13 protein-coding genes and 1 pseudogene are annotated in these 16,436 nt (G+C 35.1%); 9 read left to right on the top strand and 5 right to left on the bottom strand.

Features of this window, described 5'->3' with window-relative positions:
- The 3 genes and pseudogenes from GUB10_RS06485 to GUB10_RS06475 form a co-directional block, all read left to right on the top strand.
- Positions 1–378: pseudogene (locus GUB10_RS06485) on the top strand (gfo/Idh/MocA family oxidoreductase); the annotation flags it as partial.
- A gap of 92 nt (positions 379–470) precedes the next feature.
- Positions 471–1,280, top strand: a complete 810-nt coding sequence (locus GUB10_RS06480; protein WP_193710607.1) for a DUF1080 domain-containing protein — start codon at positions 471–473, stop codon at positions 1,278–1,280.
- 52 nt (positions 1,281–1,332) lie between these two features.
- The gene (locus GUB10_RS06475; protein ID WP_193710606.1) at positions 1,333–1,926 is read left to right on the top strand and encodes a DUF1080 domain-containing protein; all 594 of its coding nucleotides are present in this window, start codon (positions 1,333–1,335) and stop codon (positions 1,924–1,926) included.
- Positions 1,927–2,267: 341 nt separating this feature from the next.
- On the opposite strand, the gene GUB10_RS06470 is transcribed toward GUB10_RS06475, so the two are convergent.
- The 3 genes from GUB10_RS06470 to GUB10_RS06460 form a co-directional block, all read right to left on the bottom strand.
- Positions 2,268–3,530 (bottom strand): HAMP domain-containing sensor histidine kinase, encoded by a 1,263-nt coding sequence (locus GUB10_RS06470; RefSeq protein WP_193710605.1) that lies wholly within the window; start codon positions 3,528–3,530, stop codon positions 2,268–2,270.
- Positions 3,527–4,204 (bottom strand): response regulator transcription factor, encoded by a 678-nt coding sequence (locus GUB10_RS06465; protein WP_193710604.1) that lies wholly within the window; start codon positions 4,202–4,204, stop codon positions 3,527–3,529. Before GUB10_RS06465 ends, GUB10_RS06470 begins: the two co-directional genes overlap by 4 nt.
- A 91-nt stretch (positions 4,205–4,295) precedes the next feature.
- Entirely contained in the window at positions 4,296–5,498 is a 1,203-nt protein-coding gene (locus GUB10_RS06460) for a porin (RefSeq protein ID WP_193710603.1), read from the bottom strand.
- Between the two features lie 379 nt (positions 5,499–5,877).
- Between GUB10_RS06460 and GUB10_RS06455 the strand changes: the two genes are divergently transcribed.
- Positions 5,878–6,306 (top strand): PepSY-like domain-containing protein, encoded by a 429-nt coding sequence (locus tag GUB10_RS06455; RefSeq protein ID WP_193710602.1) that lies wholly within the window; start codon positions 5,878–5,880, stop codon positions 6,304–6,306.
- Positions 6,307–6,402: 96 nt separating this feature from the next.
- Here GUB10_RS06455 and GUB10_RS06450 read toward each other — a convergent pair whose 3' ends face one another.
- The gene (locus GUB10_RS06450; protein WP_193710601.1) at positions 6,403–6,843 is read right to left on the bottom strand and encodes a universal stress protein; all 441 of its coding nucleotides are present in this window, start codon (positions 6,841–6,843) and stop codon (positions 6,403–6,405) included.
- Between the two features lie 403 nt (positions 6,844–7,246).
- Between GUB10_RS06450 and GUB10_RS06445 the strand changes: the two genes are divergently transcribed.
- Entirely contained in the window at positions 7,247–9,232 is a 1,986-nt protein-coding gene (locus GUB10_RS06445; RefSeq protein WP_193710600.1) for a S9 family peptidase, read from the top strand.
- 99 nt (positions 9,233–9,331) lie between these two features.
- Here the strand turns inward: GUB10_RS06445 and GUB10_RS06440 are convergent, their stop codons facing one another.
- A complete protein-coding gene (locus tag GUB10_RS06440) occupies positions 9,332–10,225 on the bottom strand; it encodes a DUF808 domain-containing protein (protein ID WP_193710599.1) in 894 nt (297 codons plus the stop codon).
- Between the two features lie 182 nt (positions 10,226–10,407).
- Between GUB10_RS06440 and GUB10_RS06435 the strand changes: the two genes are divergently transcribed.
- The 4 genes from GUB10_RS06435 to GUB10_RS06420 all read left to right on the top strand — a co-directional run bounded on the left by GUB10_RS06435 (position 10,408) and on the right by GUB10_RS06420 (position 16,342).
- Positions 10,408–11,043 (top strand): hypothetical protein, encoded by a 636-nt coding sequence (locus GUB10_RS06435; RefSeq protein WP_193710598.1) that lies wholly within the window; start codon positions 10,408–10,410, stop codon positions 11,041–11,043.
- A gap of 256 nt (positions 11,044–11,299) precedes the next feature.
- Entirely contained in the window at positions 11,300–13,555 is a 2,256-nt protein-coding gene (gene katG, locus GUB10_RS06430) for a catalase/peroxidase HPI (protein ID WP_193710597.1), read from the top strand.
- A gap of 359 nt (positions 13,556–13,914) precedes the next feature.
- Positions 13,915–14,415, top strand: a complete 501-nt coding sequence (locus tag GUB10_RS06425; RefSeq protein ID WP_193710596.1) for a hypothetical protein — start codon at positions 13,915–13,917, stop codon at positions 14,413–14,415.
- 787 nt (positions 14,416–15,202) lie between these two features.
- The gene (locus GUB10_RS06420) at positions 15,203–16,342 is read left to right on the top strand and encodes a heparin lyase I family protein (protein ID WP_193710595.1); all 1,140 of its coding nucleotides are present in this window, start codon (positions 15,203–15,205) and stop codon (positions 16,340–16,342) included.
- Positions 16,343–16,436: the final 94 nt, after the last annotated feature.

The following is a 16,436-nucleotide window of genomic DNA, read 5'->3' as shown; positions in this document are numbered from 1 at the left end:
AGCGGAAGTACGTTCTTAAAACTGGTAGGAAGTAAAGGTTCTATGGATATAGCCTGGGACAGCCTTACATTAAAGCGCAATGCCGGTGGAGGAAGTGATGATCCTTTCCTGGCAGAAAAGGCAAAAGAAAATTCTGGCAGGCCAGATCGTAAAAAGCTGGTTCCACCTTTAGAAACCGTTTACCGGGCAGAAGATGGCTACAAAGGAGCGCATTATGACCATTTTGCCAATTTCTTTATGGCAATTCGTGAAAATGGCTCGGTAGCCCAAGATCCTGCTTTTGGGTTCCGTGCAGCCGCACCGGCTTTATTATGTAATGAAAGCTATAAAAAGAATGAATTTATAAACTGGGATCCGGAAAAAATGAAATTAGGTTAAACCAATAACACTAATTAAACTGGAATAAAATAGAAACGGGTAGTAGAATCTTAAAAGTATTCCCTGCCCGATTTCAACTTAAAAAATACCAAATGAAAAAAATAATGATATGCATGCTGTTGGCGGCTTCAACCATAGCTTGTAAAAATTCAGATAAAAAACAGGAGCAATCCGAAACTAAGAGCCAGGAAAATACTGCTGAAGTTCAGCAAAAAGATGAAGATTGGCAGTATTTATTTGACGGTAGCAGCCTGGACGGCTGGAGAGGATATGGTGAAGAAGAAATGCCACCGGGTTGGGTAATAGAAGACAATGTATTAACCTATAAAACCAAATTGGGCAAAGAAGAAGACTACAAAGGAGGACGAGATATTATTTATGGTGCCGAAGAGTTTGATAATTTTGAACTTTACCTGGAGTGGAAAATTCCAGAAGGTGGTAATAGTGGTATTTTTTATCACGTAAAAGAAGGTTATGCAAATCCGGCAAAAGTAGCTCCGGAATACCAGCTTATAGACGACGAAAACTACGAAAACATACACGATCTTACCGGTTACAACAAGAGCCTGGGCCATACTGAAAATCTTTCAGAATTAAAACCGCTCAACAAAACAGCAGCCGATTATGCCATGTATGAACCTGATACAACTAAGAAACAATTAAACCCTGTAGGAGAGTGGAATACCAGTAAAATAGTATATACCCCAGAACGTGTAGAACACTGGCTAAACGGAGAAATGTTGCTTTCTTTTAATCCACAATCTGAAGAATGGCAGGAGAAAAGAGACTCCGGAAAATGGAAAGATAGTCCCGACTATGCAAAATTTAAATCTGGCTATATTGGGTTACAAGATCACGCCAGCCCAATTTGGTTTAAAAATATTAAAATTAAAAAATTATAACCTTACCCCTGCCATATACTAAATGGCTAATTAAGTATTAAAATAATAGAACATGAAAAAAATTAGTTTAGTTGCTATTTTACTAAGCATCGCACTTACAAGTTGTCAATCTGGAAAGGAACTTTTTAATGGAGAAAATCTGGATGGATGGAAAATACACGGTACCGAAAAATGGTATGTTGAAGATGGTTTATTGATTTCTGAAAGTGGTCCAGATAAAGAGTATGGATACCTTGCTACAGATAACAATTACAAAAATTTTGAACTAAACCTGGAGTTTAAACAAGAGGCCGATGGTAACAGCGGTGTTTTTATAAGGTCTGAAATTGAAGGTACAAAAATAGCCGGTTGGCAGGTAGAAGTAGCCCCACCTAACCTACACACAGGGGGGATTTATGAATCTTACGGTCGTGGTTGGCTTATTAAGCCAGATCAGGAAAAAGAAGATGCCCTTAAATACGGTGAATGGAACAAGTTAAAAATAAAAGTAAAAGGCGACCAGGTAACCAGCTGGCTAAACGGCGTGGAAATGGTTGATTTTTCTGATGAGAAAATTGGAGAGGCAAATGGAAAAATAGCCCTTCAAATACATGATGGTGGTGGTATTAAGGTTTACTGGAAAAATATTACAGTAAAAGAGCTTTAAACCTTTATTAATTTTGATAGAAACCTGCCCTGATTAGCTTATAGGGTAAAATTAAAGGCTGTCCAAAAAATTGGACAGCCTTTTTTAGTCTATCTATGTAATTCATTTTTATTGAAAACTACATATCTCGACCTATAAAAAATCTTCACCCCCCAGTTTAACAAGCACTTGCTTCTTTTAAGTTTTAGCTAGAAGGAATATTAGCATTGCTTAAATCATCATTTCTGCAAGCTATAATCCAGGCTATAAAAATCGTCTTTTTCATTTTTAATGTTTTCAATTAAAAATGAAACACAAAAACCGAAAAAACTGGAACTATGAAGAATAAGGTACCAGAGACTTTAAAAATCAAGGTGAAAATTATGCTTTTCTGTAAAGGAGTACCTTAGTTCAATTTGGTATTTTTCGGCAATGCTTTGTGCAATAGCCAATCCAATTCCATTAGAGTTTGCAGACTCAGAATTTTTCTGAAAACGTGAAAATAACCTTGATTCATCTAAAGCTTTCCGGTTGGAAACATTACTTATTCTAAAACTATTTTGAGAGATCTCAATAATAATTTCACTCCCTTCTTTACCGTGTATAATGGCATTTTTAAGTAAATTAGAGACTAAAATTCCTGCCAGATCTTTATTCATGGTATGCTTTAAGTATGAAGTCACTTCTATTTTAATCTCCATTTCCTTATGGCTGGCCAGGTCTTTATAATCTTTTTTAAGGTTGGTTACCAAATCTACAAAGTCTATCTCCTGTTCATCGGGAAATTGCCGGTTTTCTATCTTAGAAAGTAACAACAAAGATTTGTTCATTCGGGTTAATCCTTCCAAATTATTTAAAACCGAAGCCACTAACTTTATTTGCTGCTCATTAAGCTCTTCATTTTCTACCAGTAGCTCCAGTTTGTTAATACTTATGGCCAAAGGGGTTTGCAACTCGTGCGCTGCATTTTCAATAAATTGCTTTTGACTATTATAACTAGATATAGATTTTTCCAACATTTGTTCTATGCGCGTATTCAGTAAATTGAATTCTTCTATATTAGAGGAAATAGTAAGTATTTTTTGATCTTTTTCGAGTCTAAAATTTTTAAGTTGCTGTAAAAGATTATAAAAGGGGTTCCAAACTCTTTTAAGGATCCAATTGTTAAGTAAAACAATACTTAAAATTAGACCTATATAAAGTAATATAAGTGAAAATAAGAGGTCTTCTATCAGGTCGTCTTCTTCTACCATAGAAGTAAAAATTTGCAACTTATAGAACCCATCCCCTTCTTTAAACACAGTTTCTAACAACCTTACCGGCTCAAAATCTTCTTCGTTGTGCATATACATAAGCGTATCGCGATAAGAATCTTTAAACCTTAATGCCCGCTCCTTATTAATTGTTTTAATTTTATAACTAGCCTCTTTAAAATCTAATTGCTTTATAGTTTCGGGATCATTTTTTACGCGGTTTATAATTAGCATCTTCTGGTTATTTAAACCATCATCCAGGCTATCGTATATTTCATCTAGCATTTCTACATAAAATATCACAGCCCATATTCCCAAAAGAATTAGTAATACTGCTGAAAAATAACTGGTAGTATAATTTAATAATTTCACCCTTCTACCAATTTATAACCAATACCGTAAACCGCTTTAATCTCTATATTTGCTCCGGCGGCATTTAGTTTTTTACGTAAATTTTTAATTTGGGAATAGATAAACTCAAAATTATTAGCCTGGTCTATATGGTCGCCCCATACATGCTCTGCCAGTGCCGATTTGTTAACAAGCCTATTTTTATTGGATGCAAAAAATAACAAAATTTCAAATTCCTTTCTATTCAAAGCCAGTACCTCTTCATCTATATCTACTTGATGCTCGTCTATATCTATACAAAGATTTCCAAGCTTAATTATGTTATTACCCCTAAAATGGCTCCTTCTTAGTACTGCCTTTACCCTCGCGTTTAATTCGGACATATGGAAGGGTTTCGCCAGATAATCATCGGCTCCCAGGTTAAGTCCTTGAAGTTTATCGTCCAGGGAATTTCTTGCAGAAACAATAATTACCCCATCCTCTATTTTCTTTTTTTTGAGATCTTCTAAAAGGCTAAAACCACTTCCATCCTTTAAGTTTATATCAAGCAAAATACAATCGTAAGCATATACCCCAATTTTATTTTGTGCTTCAAAAACACTACTGGCAGCTTCTACAACAAAATTCTCTTTTTCCAGAAAATCTTTCATATTCTGCAGCATATCCAATTCGTCTTCTATAATTAAAATTTTCATGAGATAAAGTCAATTTTAATGAGGTTTCAACATAAAAGAATACGAGCTGCTTGCCCTATAAATAATACTAAAGGCTATAAAAGGCATAAATTTACAGGTGCAAATCTACCTGCAACCTATATACCACCTGGTTCATTCCCGGATCTGGATTATCGTTAAAACTTATATCTGTTTGTACTTTAAGCTTGTGTTTTGATATATACTTAGAAACACCCAATGTATATTGATTTAAATTTGGAAAACGAGCCCCGGCAATAGTCTCATGAACATTGGTAAACCTTCCTACAAACTCAATATTATTATCCAATAAATAGCCTCCCTGGAGGTTAAAGGAATTACCAACATTTACAACGGCACCGGTAGGCGTGCCATCTTCTTCTATTGCAATTGGATTATCGGCATCCCTATGCGCAAACTCCCCAAGTACTGAAATAGCTTTATACTTAAACATAAAATCTGCAAAAAAGGTAGTAATATTGGTACGATGCAGGCCATTCTCGGTAAACATATATTCTCCCATATTAGAACGAGTCTTCACGGCTTTATTATTATAATCGTAGGTAACTCCCATTGCTAGTTTAGGGGTTTCGTACCTTTCCAACGAGGCTTCGCTATAGTCCTTAAATTCTCCAAATGGCAAAACCTCTAAACGGCCGGTGTATTGATAACCGCCCAAATTTCCTGTAACCACATTTCTTCCTTCCCCCTGTGAAAGAGCAAAAGCCTCTTTTATCACTATCTGGTTACCAAGGTCTATTTTATGGTGCAATTGTAAACCAAGGTCCCGGTCTATATTAAACTGGCCATTTAACAAAGATCTATCTACAAACTGAAGGTTCCCAGACGAAACCACCCTTTCGCGGTTTCCCGGTAGTTTTGCCTGTCCTGCCCAGAGCACAAAATTTTCGTAGAAATTCCACTTTAAAACAGCGTCAAGCACATACCTTGGGGCATCACTTGTAAATTTAGAAGCTCCTGAAATATCCCTATTAGATAAACCTAATTCGATCTTATATTCTAACTTTGGAGAATAAGCAAATCCATTAAATTTTAAACGGGCACGACGAATAAGAAAATTCGAACTTTCCGATTTAAAACCTTCCAATTCAGAATTTTTCCAATTGCTTATATATAATGACTGGAAACGTGCTCCAAATTTAATACTGAAGGAACTATCTTTTGCCACTGAATTAATTATTCCATTCCCAAAACTATTTGAAGTTGTTTCCTGAGCACTAAGATAAAAACCAGAAATTAGGAATATGCAAGTAAAAACTAAATTTTTAAGCTTCATTCTTCTGTTTGACATTTTAAAGATATAAGACATATAAAAAGGCGATATAAATTAAAAAATTCAAAATTGCATCTTTTTTTGCAATTCTCCATAGAATGCAAATATGAAGAACAAAACTGAAAAGAAATGGGAAACATTATTTTTTTGCCCTATTTTAATCTTTTTCTAAAATAAATTATCTCCAGAAAGCCAACAAGGCATTAATAAATGGAAGGTTTTTTATCTTAAGGCAGGTCTCTATTTCTCAATAATTATAGGTGGCAAACCTCTATTATCGAGTTACAAATTTTGAGAAAATTTTAAGATTACACCTCCGGTCGTTCCTAATTCTTTCCAGTTTTCAACCTTTACTTCGCATAGAATTTAAAAAACAATTATTATGAAAAAAGTAATTTTATCAGGATTTTTCTCACTCTGTTCTTTTGGAATGTTTGCACAGGCAGACGCCAAAAATTTACCTTCAAAAGCTAAGAGTTTTATTGAACAACACTTTTCATCAAATACGGTGGAAATAAAAGAAAATAGTAACTGGCAAATATGGGAGGACGAAAAATATGAAGTAAAACTCGCAAACGGGGTTGAACTGGATTTTGATGAAGATGGAAATATTATTGAAATAGAAAGTCAGGATAACACCGTTATACCAATTGAAGCGCTACCTTCAAAAATCATTTCTTATTTAGAAAAAAATTATGCTGATGTACAGGTAATTGGATGGGAAAAACAGAAAAAAGAGCAGGAAATTGAATTAGCCAATGGTATTGAACTGGAGTTTGATGGACAGGGAAATTTTAGAAAGATAGATTAAAATGTATTCTATACTTCTAAAAGTGAATTAATTATAGAGGCTGGCCAAAAATAAATAATGGCCAGCCTTATCTTTTTAATTAAAACTAAAACTAGTTTAAGGCAAAGGAATTGCCAACAACGGAATCCTAAGATCGTCTATAAGGTCTTTCTTCTTATTGGCTGTAAATAATGAGTAAAGCAAGTTCCTCTTTTTATGACCAGCCAAAACCAGGTCTATATTACGCTCTGCAACAATCTTCTTTATAGATTTTACTACCTCCCCCTGAATCAAGAAACCTTCTATATCTATACTATATTTTTCTTTTACCTTTTCAACCCAACTTTCAATCTGTAATTGGGAGTCTTTACGCTCTTTTGCCATTTTCTCGTAAACATATTGCGGCCCCGCTTCCCTAGCTAAAAAATCATCAGGTTCTCCCTCCATTACATGGATAATCCAAATTTTTGCGTCTGTGAGTTTTGCGATTTTTATAGCATGTCCAATTAATTGTTCCGCGTCTTTACGTCGGTCTATAGCCACAAGTAAGTTCTTCATAAGATTGAGGTTTTTATAAAATTACACAAAAGCTAAGCATTTATCAATCAAAGGCTCACTTTTGTTATTCATTAATTTTTAATAAATAAATTTGTATTATTCTATTTAATTTGAAAAATCGAAAATAAAAATTCCTAAACTTAACAGCCTATACTTTTAAAGAATTCTTAGCTTTTTTTCAATTTAAAATAACAATATCATTCTTTTAATCCTCCAGAAACCCCAAAAGGCAATTATTTAAATACAATTTAAAGCTTAAAAGCAAATAAAAACGAGATAGTAAATAAACAAATAAGCGCCTGTTTTATAAGCATAAAAGCAGCTTTAGGCACTAAATGTTTACTTGTGCAATTTGCCATTTTGCAATATCTTTAGACACAATTTTAAAAAAATAAAATCTAACATGAAAAGATCTATTACGTTTGTTTTATTCTTTGTTTTTCAGGGACTATTCGCTCAGCAAAGTGGGCTTAGTCCAGAAGATGTAGCAAACATCAGTCAAATTTCAAATGCAGTAATTTCTGCCGACGGAGAACATATAGCCTACCAACTTTTGGTGCCGGCAAATCCAAAAAAAGAAAATGTACCTGCATCTACCCAACTATACGTTTATAATACGGAAACCAAAACAACTACACCATTTATAACCGAATATAGCGTTTCTAATCTACAATGGAGACCGGGACATAATAGTATTAGTTTTACCACTAAAAAAGAAAACGATAAGGCTACGGCCTTATATGAAATTAGCCTTCAGGGAGGTGAAGCGCAAAAAGTTTATGAATTTGAAGGAAATATTTCTTCTTATAGCTGGCAGGCCAACGGAAATAAGCTTGCTTTCGTATCTGCAGTTAAAAAAGACGAGGACAATATGCTTCCCTATCAACCCGAGATCTACGAAACCAATTTAAAGCAGGCATCTGGATATATTGTAGATCTTACTAATAAGAATGCTAACAAGTTAGAAGTAGAAGGCCATGTAACTTCGGTACAATGGAGCCCGGAAGCTTCTAATCTTATGGTAACCGCTGCACCTTCTTCTTTGGTTGACGATTTTTATACAAGCCAGAAGATTTATTTTGTAGACGCCAATACTTTAAAAGTTACTGCCCAGGTTGAGCATAAAGGTAAACTAGGAGCCATAGATTGGAGTCCCAATGGTAAAAGAATAGCTTTTATTGCCGGTGAAGATAAGCACGATCCTATTGATGGTCGTATTTTTATAGCTGAGACCTCAGGTGGTACTCCGCAGATGCTTCAGGAAGATTTTGCGGGGCAATTTCACTCGCTTAGCTGGAAAGATAATAAAAACCTTACTTTACTTGGAAGTGAAGGAGTTTATAGTAGCTTATTCAACCTGAATATCAATGATAAAATTAGCAAGGTTTTCACATCTCAAAACCTAAATATCACCGGGTTTTCTGCGGCTACAAATAAGCATATAGCTTTTACTGCAAATGCAGCCGAACATCCGAGAGAGCTTTTTGTTTTAAATACCAAAAACTCGTCAATTAATAAAATTACAGACTCTAATCCCTGGTTAAAAGACAGGAAGTTAGGAAAACAAGAAGTGATTACTTACAAGGCTAAAGATGGTCTTGAATTACAGGGAATTTTAATTCATCCTTTAGAAAAATCGGGAAAGACTCCCCTTATTACTGTAGTACACGGAGGTCCTGAAGCTCATTATGACAATGGTTGGCTTACAGCATACAGTATGCCCGGACAGGTGGGTGCGGCAAATGGATATGCAGTTTTCTATCCTAACTACCGAGGAAGTACAGGTAGAGGTGCCGAGTTCGCTAAATCCAGTCAGGGTGATCCTGCCGGAAAAGAGTTTGATGATATTATAGACGGTATAGACTATCTTATTGAAAATTATAATATTGATAAAAATAAAGTAGGAGTCACCGGTGGTTCTTATGGAGGTTATGCCACTGCCTGGATGTCTACCCGACATACAAAAAGATTTGCTGCCGGGGTAATGTCGGTAGGTATTAGCAACAATATTTCAAAATGGGGCACCAGTGATATTCCTGAAGAAATGTTTCTTGTACATAGTCGTCAGCGAATTTGGGAGGATTATAAGTTCTACCTTGAACGTAGCCCTATTTTTTATGCAGATCAGGGTGAAACCCCACTTCTTATACTACACGGTAAAGAAGACACTCGTGTAGATCCCGGACAATCTTTTGAGTTGTACCGCCATCTTAAAACCAGAACAGAAACACCTGTTAGACTGGTACTTTACCCCGGCGAAGGCCACGGAAACAGAAAAGCTACCGCCAGGTACGACTTTATGCTTAGAATGATGCGTTGGTTTGACAGCTACCTTAAAGAAGGTGTAAGTGAAATTCCGGCAACACAACTGGAACTTCAAGAAAAATAATACAAACTATTAGGTAACTAAAAGCCGGTTTACACAAAATGTAAACCGGCTTTTTTATTAGCATTCAATTTATAGAGCTATTCTAGAACTTAAATTAACCTACTGGCTGGACTCCGGCGAAAAACTTTTATAAATTTTTACTGCTATATTTATAAGTAGTAGCACTATAAAACCAACAAACAGGCCGGTTAAAAATTCTACAATAATTCCGGGAAAGGGTATATTTTCAATTAAATCGTGATAAAAATGAATATTATGTACAAAAATACCTCCCGAAACTAAAAGTAAGGCTATAGTCCCAATAATAGATAAGCCTTTAATTACCTTGGGCAATGCACTAACCAAAAAGCGTCCAAATTTATCTGAAAAGCTGTTATCTTCCTCATTCAGGTTTATAAGTTTAGTACCAAATTCATCCATTCTTACAATTAAAGCTACAATTCCATAAACACCTACTGTAGCTACAATGGCTATCACACTAACTACCAACACTTTTGTTAATAAGGGTTCATTTCCCACAGCTCCAAGAGCAATGATAATTATCTCTACCGAAAGTATAAAATCGGTTAAAATAGCCGATTTAATTTTATCTTTTTCCTGGCTTAATGCTTCTTCTTTGCTTAGTTTTTCCAGCTTTGGCTTCTCTTTTTTATGAGCATGTGGAAAGAAATATTCGTAAATTTTCTCGGCACCTTCATAAGCCAGGTAAAGACCTCCAATAACCAGTATAATAGTTATAGCTGAAGGTAGAAATGCACTAAGCAAGAAAGCCAGTGGTAAGATAATAAGTTTATTTAAAAAAGAGCCTTTTGTTATAGCCCACAACACAGGTAGTTCTCTAGAAGACACAAAACCTGAAGCTTTTTCGGCATTAACGGCTAAATCATCCCCCAATAAACCAGCTGTTTTTTTTCCTACCACTTTACTCAGCACCGCAACATCGTCCATTAAAGTTGCAATATCATCTAAAAGGGCAAATATTCCTGAAGCCATAGTTTTTTGTTTAAAGGGCCAAGATAAGTGTAATTAACAAACTGAAATTAAAATAATTTCGTAAAATTTTCAGGAAATTAAGACCTATACCATCTGCAACATTTACAAAACTCTAACGTCATTCTATAAACTACTATCCATATTTCTGCTAAAGAACTATTCTATTAAAGCAAAACAAACTTATGCGAAAACTTACTATTTTCTTAGGCCTAATAATAGTTACCACGCTTTCTTATCTCTTCAATTCTTTTGAATTTATTTTAATAGTAGTCATTTTAGTAATTGCTATTTTTTTAATCCTGCTTAGACTTCTTCAGCTTTTTAAAAAGATAAAACCGTACTATTTTAGAAACTCTTTATTGCTTATGCTGATTTGTATTTCTGGAGTGTGCATTTCGCTTATTAGACCTTATGATAAAGCTGTAATTCACCAGGGAAGCCTAAGTGAGAAATTAAAATTTGCTTACGAAAGCGACCAAAAAGATAGAATGCAACTTAGGTCTTTTCTGAGTTATTTTAGCAAGTTAGAACAAAGAGACTTAAAAAGGTTGAACCAGGTAAAAAATATTAGAAAAATAAATACCATAAAAAAGCCACGAGATAAATTCTATGCAGCCTTCATTTATCATCATGGTAAGGATAGTATAGATTATAAAACAGCTTCAAAACTAGCGACAGAAGCTGCCCTCCACAGCTCTCTAAAAAATGATTATAAAGTACAATGGTTAAGAAAAGCTGCCTGTGATCGTTATTTATTAGCTATAGGAAAGCAGGAAAAGTATAATACCCAAAACAATTTCAGCTTTGATATAGAATAAGCCACTTTGTCCTAAAATGAATAAGAAAAAGCAAACATCTTTAATTATTTTTCCCAATCCAAATTACCGGACATACGCCTTTAAATAAACGATTAGGTTTAGTATATTGATATGTATTTAATACTGGAATAAATTTCAGTACGATGGTCTACTATAGTTTTCGCTTAACCACTATAGTTATTTAATATAGAAATAAAATAACCATAAGTAAAAATTATAGTATTTTTAAAATATTAAACATTAAATCTTTTCAATTATGGAGAAAAATCAATCAAAAAATCCTGATAATCATAAAGTTTGGGACGTAAATGAATCCAGTAAATGCCCATTTATGGGAGGGGCAGTAGAAAAAACCGCGGGCATGGGCACTACTAACAGAGATTGGTGGCCAAATGCTTTAAACCTGAATATACTAAGGCAACATTCCAATCTATCCAGTCCTATGGATAAAGATTTTAATTATGCCGAAGCTTTTAAAAGTCTTGATTTGGCAGCAGTTAAAAAAGATCTAACCAATCTTATGACTGACAGCCAGGAATGGTGGCCAGCAGATTATGGCCATTATGGACCGTTCTTTATTCGTATGGCCTGGCATAGTGCTGGTACCTACCGTATTGGCGATGGCCGTGGTGGAGCAAGCTCTGGTTCGCAAAGATTTGCTCCTTTAAATTCCTGGCCAGATAATGCCAACCTGGACAAAGCCAGACTTTTACTATGGCCAATTAAACAAAAATATGGCAATAAAATTTCCTGGGCCGATTTAATGATCCTTGCCGGTAACGTGGCCCTTGAGTCTATGGGACTTAAAACCTTTGGTTTTGCCGGTGGGCGTGAAGATATTTGGGAACCTGAAGAAGATATCTATTGGGGGTCTGAAGGTGAATGGTTGGGAAACAAAGAGCGATACCAGAATGGGGATGACCTGGAGAATCCATTAGGGGCTTCCCACATGGGGCTAATTTACGTAAACCCGGAGGGACCCAACGGAAAGCCAGATCCTATTGGAGCGGCTAAAGATATTAGAGAGACTTTTGGCCGAATGGCGATGAACGATTATGAAACAGTAGCATTAATTGCCGGCGGGCATACCTTTGGAAAAACCCACGGTGCTGCAGATGCCAATGAATATGTGGCTGCTGAACCTGCAGGAGCCGGTATAGAAGAAATGGGACTTGGTTGGAAAAACAGTTTTGGTACCGGAAATGCAGAGAATACAATAACCAGTGGAATTGAAGGGGCCTGGACGCAAACCCCCACAAAATGGAGCAATAGTTTTTTTGATAATCTTTTTAAATACGATTGGGAATGTCACAAAGGACCAGGCGGTGCTTACCAGTGGAAACCAAAAGATGGTGCAGGTGCCGGAACTATTCCAGACGCGCACGATGCCAATAAAAAACACGCACCTTTTATGCTAACCACCGACCTTTCTTTAAAAGAAGATCCCGCATATTTAAAAATATCTAAACATTTTCATGAAAATCCCGATGAATTTGCCGAAGCTTTTTCAAAAGCCTGGTACAAACTTACACATCGTGATATGGGACCAACCTCGCGCTACCTGGGACCGGAAGTACCTACCGAAGAACTTATTTGGCAAGACCCAATACCTGCTGTAGACCATGATTTAATAAACGATAAAGACGTAGATGAGCTTCATAAAATGATTCTAAACTCAGGCTTATCTGTATCTCAATTAGTATCAACTGCCTGGGCTTCTGCTTCAACGTTTCGAGGCTCGGATAAACGTGGCGGTGCTAATGGCGCACGTATTCGCTTAGAACCACAAAGAAATTGGGAAGTCAATAATCCTCCGCAGCTACAAGAGGTATTAACAAAACTTGAAGGTATTCAACAGGAATTCAATAGTGCTCAATCTGGAAATAAAAAAGTTTCCCTTGCCGATCTTATTGTACTTGGAGGCTGTGTTGCGATTAAAAAAGCCGCTAAGGAAGCGGGTCACAATGTAGATGTGCCTTTTATTCCGGGGAGAACTGATGCTACAGCAGAGCAAACCGATATTGAAGCTTTTGAACCTCTGGAGCCAAATGCTGATGGATTCCGTAACTATTTTAAGAAGAAAGATAAAATCTCTACCTCAGCTGAAGAAATGCTGGTGGATAGAGCTCAATTGCTAACTTTAACTGCTCCCGAAATGACAGTTTTAGTAGGTGGCCTACGTTCCTTGAATGCAAACTTTGATCAATCTAAGCATGGTATTTTCACAGAGAGACCGGGACAGCTTACCAACGATTTCTTTAAGAATATCCTTGATATGAAAACCACCTGGAAAGCAACTTCAGATTCTCAAACCGTTTTTGAAGGCCGCGATCGTGCTACTAATAAGGTTAAGTGGACTGGTACCCGTGCCGACCTTATTTTTGGATCAAATTCGGAGCTTAGAGCTTTGGCTGAAGTATACGCAACTATAGATTCAGAAGAGAAATTCATAAAAGACTTTGTAAAAGCCTGGGATAAAGTAATGAACCTGGACAGGTTTGATTTAGAGTAAACTATTAAACTATATGAAAAGGGAGAGGATGTTTGAAGAATTTTGGAAATTAGTATCTCCATATTGAAACTGAAGCTTCAATAAATTAATAAGTATTGAAATGAACTCTGCTTACTCTATATGATAAAAAATATTTCGTCTTTAGTGAGCTGTGAGATTTTCTAATAACATTTTTTTCAAACAACCTCTTTTTTTATACAATACAAGACCTTACGGGTTTTTTAAAATAAGTTTATTTACTAAAAAATAGACTTACTTTTCTATAAATAATTTGGGAAATTATCATTAAATTTTACAAAAAAGCTTAATCTTGCACATTTTTTTCATATATTAAACCACTATAAAACAGATTTGTACCTATGCGAAACAACTCTTATCTGGTTAATGAGCCCGCTCCCAACTCATATTCATTTAAGGATCTAAATTCGGTTTTAGAAAATAAAAAAGAAGAAGAGCTCAAAAAGCCACACGAAAACAATAACAGTAAAAAATCAAACTTGTTTAGCGTTTTGATTTCTTTCTGGAATCTCCTGGTAGCTACACCCAAAAACTTTCCTCAAGCTGCCCATACAGAGATAACTAGCATTCTAAAAACTGAAAAAAATATTGTAGCTGATAAAAAGATAAAACTCGTACTATCAAAAATATTAGACTTGCCCGTAGACTCAGAAAACCTATTAAAAGCTGTAGCAAACTCTAAGAAAATTTTTCATGAAGATTATCCCTTTGATTTTATATTGGAATATGAAAACAAAAGATTGGGGATGATGCTATTAGATGTATGCTATAACGAAAAGAATCAGGAAGAAATAGACTATAATTTTAATCCCGAATTAAAGAGCTTTAAAGGATTATTTTAATTGGTTAACAAAGTACATATAGTGCCTGCTAAGAAAGAAATTGGTTAATTTAGTCCATTCCATCTCAGGTTAATCCTTCAGCTCAATTACCGAATCTATTTTTGTTTAATTCCAACACAAGGCTTCAGACGTTAATTTCAAATAAATTTTTATTTTCTAGCCTACTTTCTCTCAACATTTTTTCGGCTATTGTCGATACATAATTTTTTTTCTGTGGAAAATACTCACACTAAAGTCAAAAACTCTACACAATAATTATCCCTTTCGGCATTAAACACAAAACTTAGTAAATAAAATTATCCGCGTTATGCTTCTAAATTCAGCGGGTTTATTTCGCAATTATTAAGCTAAAATTTCCTGGCATAATATTGACTATATCTTTACATACCGATGTATAAGTATTCTCTTACATATTTCATAAAAAATTGATTTATAGAGGTTAACATCATTTTTAAATGATTAAATCACTTGTTTTATCGGTTTTAATAATTAGTTTCGCGCAAAATTTTTCGCAAAAAAAATATAGTAAAATGTCCCTATCCCTACAAGTTTATGAAATGCTCAATTACCGTACTTTTTGTACCAATTTCTTATTGTGTAAAAATCAAATAGCACAAATCAAATAATCCAAAAATTAAAAACATACACAGTTATTAACATCATGGATGATAATTTTCAGTGCATAGTAGAAAATGATACCATTGTTCTATTAGCCAATTATTCGTCTATTGATAAAGCAATACCTGTGTAAGATTAGAAACTATTAGTAATATTTAAATTATTTATAATGAAAAAACTTTTTTATGTCTTGTTACTTGCCATAGCTGCCTGTTCACCAGATAATGAAACCTTAGAAGAAACTACTACTGCAGAAGACTCTCTGGAGTCTATAGATTTAGAATCGGAACCACCTTTATATCAAGACTCTGGCAATTTAATTTATATAGAAAATTTTGAAAACCCCGATTTAAACAAGAATCCACAATCGGGTGATTTTTACCTTGAACACGCCGAAGACCATAGTTTTCAGCTAGAGGAAAATATTGTAAGAGAAGGTGCTAATTCAGGTAGATTTGAAATCAAAAAAAGTGATACTCAAATTTGGGGTGGTAACCGAACTGAGATGTCCCAGGCACAAAGTACTACACAAAGTGAAGGTTGGTATGGCTTTTCACAGTTTTTCCCAACTAATTATACTTCTGATGCCTCTGGAGAAGTAATTGGACAATGGCATGTACAGGCAGATAAAGGGGAAGCTACCAACAGAAGCCCTTCCAATGCATTAATCGCTTCAGAAGGTAAATTAAAATGGATGTTAAGATGGGATGCCGATCGTATTATGGAAGATGGTTACTCAGACGGACTAATCTATATAGATCTTGGAGCCATACCTAAAGGCAAATGGATTGATTGGGTTGTACACATTAAATATTCACATACCAATACCGGTATATTGGAAGTATGGAAAGATGGCCAGAAAGTAATTGATAGGCAAAACATGCCAAATACTTATAATGATGAAAAATATCCTTATTTTAAATTTGGTGTCTATAAATGGTCTTGGGGAAATCTTTCAACACAAAGAACCATCTACTACGATGAGGTTAAAATAGGTAATAGATATAGTAGTTACGATGAGGTTGCAACTCGTACAATAGACAATGGAATTAACATGATGGTAAACAGTTATACCGTTAATTGTGTGGGAGAAATGGAAGGCACCTGCTTACTTGTTCAGGAAGGTAATATGATTGGTACCGAAAACTGGGAGAATTTTTACTTTGTTGATGGTATTGAAGGTTTTAACTATGAGCCCGGTTTTGTATATGGTCTTAAAGTGAAAAAAACAGAAATAAAAAACCCTCCGGCAGGTGGTTCTTCTATTAGATACGAGCTAGTGGAAATCGTTTCTAAAGAAGCAAAATAGGTATTTCTAAATAACACATTTGGTAACTAAGAACCGGTACTGTTCACGTGCCGGTTCCTACCAATTTAAATTCCCACATAAGCTTTCTAAATAG

It is taken from the genome of Salegentibacter sp. BLCTC (assembly GCF_015143665.1).
Lineage (GTDB): Bacteria > Bacteroidota > Bacteroidia > Flavobacteriales > Flavobacteriaceae > Salegentibacter > Salegentibacter maritimus.
The sequence above is the reverse complement of the archived record's forward strand: the minus strand, read 5'-3'. Positions and strand labels throughout refer to the sequence as shown.

What these genes read in the sequence shown, in the direction of transcription:
- GUB10_RS06445 (WP_193710600.1), top strand. Translation starts at nt 7,247, where the DNA reads ATGAAAAGATCTATTACGTTTGTTTTATTCTTTGTTTTTCAGGGACTA.
- GUB10_RS06460 (WP_193710603.1), bottom strand. Translation starts at nt 5,498, where the DNA reads ATGAAGCTTAAAAATTTAGTTTTTACTTGCATATTCCTAATTTCTGGT.
- GUB10_RS06475 (WP_193710606.1), top strand. Translation starts at nt 1,333, where the DNA reads ATGAAAAAAATTAGTTTAGTTGCTATTTTACTAAGCATCGCACTTACA.
- GUB10_RS06435 (WP_193710598.1), top strand. Translation starts at nt 10,408, where the DNA reads ATGCGAAAACTTACTATTTTCTTAGGCCTAATAATAGTTACCACGCTT.
- GUB10_RS06480 (WP_193710607.1), top strand. Translation starts at nt 471, where the DNA reads ATGAAAAAAATAATGATATGCATGCTGTTGGCGGCTTCAACCATAGCT.
- GUB10_RS06450 (WP_193710601.1), bottom strand. Translation starts at nt 6,843, where the DNA reads ATGAAGAACTTACTTGTGGCTATAGACCGACGTAAAGACGCGGAACAA.
- GUB10_RS06440 (WP_193710599.1), bottom strand. Translation starts at nt 10,225, where the DNA reads ATGGCTTCAGGAATATTTGCCCTTTTAGATGATATTGCAACTTTAATG.
- GUB10_RS06455 (WP_193710602.1), top strand. Translation starts at nt 5,878, where the DNA reads ATGAAAAAAGTAATTTTATCAGGATTTTTCTCACTCTGTTCTTTTGGA.
- GUB10_RS06420 (WP_193710595.1), top strand. Translation starts at nt 15,203, where the DNA reads ATGAAAAAACTTTTTTATGTCTTGTTACTTGCCATAGCTGCCTGTTCA.
- katG (WP_193710597.1), top strand. Translation starts at nt 11,300, where the DNA reads ATGGAGAAAAATCAATCAAAAAATCCTGATAATCATAAAGTTTGGGAC.
- GUB10_RS06425 (WP_193710596.1), top strand. Translation starts at nt 13,915, where the DNA reads ATGCGAAACAACTCTTATCTGGTTAATGAGCCCGCTCCCAACTCATAT.
- GUB10_RS06465 (WP_193710604.1), bottom strand. Translation starts at nt 4,204, where the DNA reads ATGAAAATTTTAATTATAGAAGACGAATTGGATATGCTGCAGAATATG.